This window comes from Fulvivirga aurantia, assembly GCF_009711475.1.
Lineage (GTDB): Bacteria > Bacteroidota > Bacteroidia > Cytophagales > Cyclobacteriaceae > Fulvivirga > Fulvivirga aurantia.
On sequence record NZ_SMMD01000515.1, the window covers coordinates 1 to 3,484 of the forward strand.

General features: G+C 39.4%; 4 protein-coding genes. 1 reads left to right on the top strand and 3 read right to left on the bottom strand.

What is annotated here, in order from left to right:
• A partial coding sequence (locus E1176_RS03880) for a cyanophycinase (protein ID WP_155209258.1) occupies positions 1–1,038 on the top strand: 1,038 nt, incomplete at its 5' end.
• A 49-nt stretch (positions 1,039–1,087) separates the two neighbouring features.
• Here E1176_RS03880 and recN read toward each other — a convergent pair.
• The 3 genes from recN to porD form a co-directional block, all read right to left on the bottom strand.
• Entirely contained in the window at positions 1,088–2,740 is a 1,653-nt protein-coding gene (gene recN, locus E1176_RS03885; protein WP_155209259.1) for a DNA repair protein RecN, read from the bottom strand.
• Entirely contained in the window at positions 2,741–2,965 is a 225-nt protein-coding gene (locus E1176_RS03890; RefSeq protein ID WP_155209260.1) for a hypothetical protein, read from the bottom strand.
• Between the two features lie 2 nt (positions 2,966–2,967).
• Positions 2,968–3,484, bottom strand: a 517-nt coding sequence (porD, locus tag E1176_RS03895) for a type IX secretion system protein PorD (protein ID WP_155209261.1), incomplete at its 5' end; no start/stop codon positions are given.

The window sequence follows — 3,484 nt, forward strand, 5'->3', positions numbered from 1 at the left end:
TGCCTATCAGTCATCGCGTGTACCGAAGATGTAAATATTACACCTCAAAACGATTCGATAGAATCTATCCAAAAAGAATCTAAAAACGCATCATCAACCAGAATCTCATCGGCCTCAATTGGTATTATTGGAGATCAAAATGATGTATCTGCCAGTACCACGGGAGGTACGGTGCTTATGGGAGGAGGGCCTGATGTTGATGAGGCCATTGAATGGATGATAAATAAATCTGGTGGAGGTGACTTTGTAGTAATCAGAGCTACAGGTACAGATGCCTACAATAGCTATATATACAATTTGGGCAATGTCAATTCTGTAGAAACCCTTCTAATCAATTCCAGATCTAAGGCCAATGATAGTGATGTTGAGGCCACCATAAGAAATGCAGAAGCCTTATTTATTGCAGGTGGTGATCAGTACGATTATGTGAGTTATTGGAAGGATACCAAAGTTGAAAGTGCCATCAATTATTTGCGAAATACGAAAGGTGCACCTATAGGTGGTACAAGTGCCGGTAATGCCATAATGGGAGAAGTGTATTTTGATGCAGCCAATGGTACGGTCTATTCAGACGAAGCGCTTGATGATCCATATAACCAATATATGTCGTTACAAAGGAGCAATTTTATTGATAACCCATACTTGGAAAATACAGTCACAGACACGCATTATGATGATCCTGACAGGAGAGGCCGACATGTTACTTTCATGGCAAGAATGAATAAAGACTGGGGTATGACAGCCAAGGGAATAGGTGTCGATGAAGCTACCGCTGTCTGTATTGAAAGTAATGGCAAGGCCCGGGTATACGGATCGGGTTATGCTTTCTTTCTTAAGCAGAACGGATCAGGACCAGAATTGTGCGTCCCTGGAAGTAAGCTAGACTGGTATAGAAGCCGACAAGCGGTTAAAGTTTATAAAATCAGGGGTAATAATAGTGGCAACCGATACTTTTGGCTTACCAGCTGGAACTCAGGTTCAGGAGGAAGCTGGCAGTACTACTATGTCGATAGAGGCAGATTTAGAACTTCCAGGTAATTAGAAAAATGATTAGTAGCTGTTTTTGGGAATTGAAACAGCTACTATCTTAAGACGCCATTAATTCCTTAGCACTTTGAAAAGCTACGTCAGATGGTTTCTCTCCACCTATCATTTTAGCTATTTCTGTAATGCGATCGTCTTCAGAGAGTTTTCTTATTTTGCTCACAGACTTGTCTCTTGAGTTGTCTTTGTAAACGAAATAGTGGCTAGTGCCCTTGGCTGCGACCTGAGGCAAATGACTAATAGATATAACCTGATGATTCTGAGCCATCTTTTTCATCATATCACCTAGTTTCAAAGCAATTTCTCCTGATACTCCGGTATCAATTTCATCGAAGATAATGGTAGGTAATGAGATTTTATCGGCCAGTAAAAACTTCACACAAAACAATAGTCTCGAATATTCACCGCCAGAAGCAACTTTGCTCAAAGGTTGAGGTTTGATGCCTTTATTGGCACTGAATAGCATGTTTACATCGTCAACACCATGGCTGGTCATTTGAGATAGTGTATGCTCAATAACTAGCGTTGCATCAGGAATGCCAACCTTGGTAAGTAAGGTAGTCAATTCTTTTTCTATAGCAGGAAAAGCTTTTTTCCTTTTCTTACTCAACGTTTGTGCTAGCGCTTCAGCCTCTTTTTTGAGAGTTGTTACCTCCTGTTCTGTTTGCTCGATTTCGTCATCGATGTTAACAAATTTCTCAGCTTTAGCAGCCAGTGTATCTCTTATCTCTATAAGCGATTCAATATCACTTACGCCATGTTTTTGCTGAAGCGAATATATAAGGCTTAGTCTGTCTTGCAGTCTTAGAGTTTCTTCCGGATCAAATTCAATCTCCTCTTCAAGCTTCTCAGTTTCAGATATTATGTCATTGAGCTCAATGAATAAGCTTTGCATTCGCTCAGACAAAGTGCCATATTTTTCAGCGTATTTGCTGAGTTGAGAAAAGATGTTCTTGGCTTGCTCAAGCGCGACATTGGCCGCAAATTCACTGTTAGAAGTTACCTCAAGTATTTCATTTAACTTGGATTTTATTTCTTCAGCATGCTCAGAGAGTTTTACATTTTCTTCAAGCGTTTCCTGCTCATCGGCTTGCAACTCGACTTTTGTGAGCTCTTCTAGCAGAAAGTTATTATAATCTGCCTCCTGTCTTATTTGAGAGGCTTCAGATTTTAAAGTCTGTAAGCGACTTTCGGCATCTTTATATTTTTTAAAAGCCTGAGCATAAGACTTTCTATCGGTAGTTGTATTTGCGAATGCATCAATAAACGCCAACTGAAAGTTAGATTTTCCCAGATTGAGGGTTTCATGCTGTGAGTGCACATCCATCAGGTGTACACCAATTTTCTTAATTACATCGAGTGTTACAGGCGTGTCGTTGATAAACGCTCTCGATTTACCCGAAGGGCTTATTTCTCTTCTAAAAATAGAGGTTTGCTCATAATCAAGGTCGGCCTCTTCAAATACTTTTTTGAGTTTGTAAGCAGATAAGTCAAAATGACCTTCAATCACGCACTTGCTGTCTTCGTTGTATAGAGTTTTCGTATCTGCCCGATTGCCCAATAGCAAACCTACAGCACCAAGAATAATAGATTTCCCAGCTCCTGTTTCTCCGGTAATTATATTGAGATAACGAGAAGGTGACAGCTCCAAATGTTCAATAAGTGCATAATTCTTAATCAGAAGGTGAGTTAGCATCTATCCGTTGAAGTCTAAAATGATTTCTGAAATATCTTGCAGAGCTATTTTGGTTTTGCCGGCTCTTACGTTAATGACAACAATACTATCCTCGTTGAGTTCGGTTAAAGTGGCAAACAGTGTGCTCCGATTTTTCAGTACAATATTAACTTTTTTACCTGAAATTTCAGCGTAATTGTCTCTGATAGAGGCTATCGTATCGAATCGTTTTTGGCGTTTAGCCACCGTTAATTACCCTTTATAATTCGTTCGTAATCGCTTCTTTTAGAAGGGTCGATTTCAGACAAAATCTCAAATGCCTGACGCCTGACCTGAATATTGCCTTCAGAAAAAATGTTTATCAGTTCATCTGACTTAGCATCTAAAAAGGCAATTACTAAAATGGAGTTAGGGTAGGTTTTTCTTACTGTCCTTAATTTTTTAAGTGCCTCAAGTATAGTTGTTCGGCTTTGGTCTGGCGATTTCTCAAAAGTATCAAGACCTAATCTGTGGTACTCATAAATACCGTTTCTTATGGCCTGCATTTGAGAATTTGTTAAGTTTTCTATCAACCAATATCGGTTTCGGGTACTACCCAAAGTATTCCAACCTGGTCTGTTAGATGATTGTGCGTTGGTAGCAATATTCAATGCTGTTTGGTAATAAGGACTACCGCCTAACTCTGAAAATGAATCATAATCTAAACCAATCATGATGTAAGCGTAAAACGCCAGGAGTGAGGTCAGATTACTGGTGTAAATATTT